We start from the raw sequence: 1,249 nt of genomic DNA, 5'->3' as shown, positions 1-1,249 counted from the left end.
CTCGCCGGAGTGCTGGTGGCGCCCGGCCCCGACCTCGTGTGGCTCACCGGCTACACGCCCCCCGCGGCCACCGAGCGGCTCACCCTCCTGGTGCTCGCCGCCGGCCGGGACCCCGTGCTCGTCGTGCCCACCCTGGAGGCCCCGGACGCCGCGAAGGCCGTCGGCGCGCCCGCCCTGACCCTGCGCGACTGGACCGACGGCACGGACCCGTACGCCGCGACGGCCCCGCTCCTCGACGCCTCGGGACGCTTCGGCGTCAGCGACAACACCTGGGCGCTGCACCTGCTGGGCCTGCAGAAACAGCTGCCCGGCACCTCGTACGTCTCCCTCACCGAGGCACTGCCGATGCTCCGGGCCGTCAAGGACGCGGCCGAACTGGAGCGGCTGGCGGCGGCCGGCGCCGCCGCCGACGAGGCGTACGGGGAGATCCTGAAGGTCCCCTTCGCGGGCCGCCGCGAGTCGGACGTCGCCCGCGACCTCGCCGAGCTGCTGCGCCGGTCCGGACACGAGCAGGTGGACTTCACGGTCGTCGGCTCGGGCCCCAACGGCGCCGACCCGCACCACGAGGCGGGGGAGCGCGTCATCGAGCACGGTGACACGGTCGTCCTCGACTTCGGCGGGCTGAAGCACGGCTACGGCTCCGACACCTCCCGCACGGTGCACGTCGGCGAGCCGACCGCCGAGGAGCAGCGGGTCCACGACGTCGTGCGCGCCGCGCAGCAGGCGGCCTGCGAGGCCGTGCGGCCCGGCGTCGCCTGCCAGGAGATCGACCGGGTGGCCCGCGCGTACATCACCGGGGCCGGCTACGGCGACCGCTTCATCCACCGCACCGGGCACGGCATCGGCGTCACCACCCATGAGCCGCCGTACATGATCGAGGGCGAGGAACAGCCCCTGGTGCCCGGGATGTGCTTCTCCGTGGAACCCGGCGTCTACCTGCCGGGCCGCTTCGGGGTGCGCATCGAGGACATCGTGACGGTCACCGAGGACGGCGGACGCCGCCTCAACAGGACCCCCCGGGAGATGGCCGTCGTGGACTGAGCCCTCCCGGCAGAACCCGCACCCCGGACCCCCACGGCGGACGGCGCGACCATGACCCAGACAGCGACACCCACCGCGGACACCGTACGACGCCTCGTCCGCTCCCTGCTCCCGGACGGCGGCGGGGCCCGGATCACGCCCGCCGGCGGGAACGGCGGGCATCCCACCTGGTTCGTGGGCGCCCGCCATGTGCTGCGGCTGGCGCCGG

The 1,249-nt window shown here is 75.1% G+C and carries 1 protein-coding gene and 1 pseudogene; both read left to right on the top strand.

The annotated features are described in order from the left end of the window. On the top strand, window positions 1–1,041 hold a 1,041-nt coding region (locus HO151_RS00835; RefSeq protein ID WP_173894221.1), incomplete at its 5' end, for an aminopeptidase P family protein. Window positions 1,042–1,092: 51 nt separating this feature from the next. Next, a pseudogene (locus tag HO151_RS07100) lies at window positions 1,093–1,249 on the top strand (aminoglycoside phosphotransferase family protein); the annotation flags it as partial.

Source organism: Streptomyces sp. 8P21H-1 (assembly GCF_013302945.1).
This window is presented reverse-complemented; position numbering and strand designations above follow the sequence as displayed.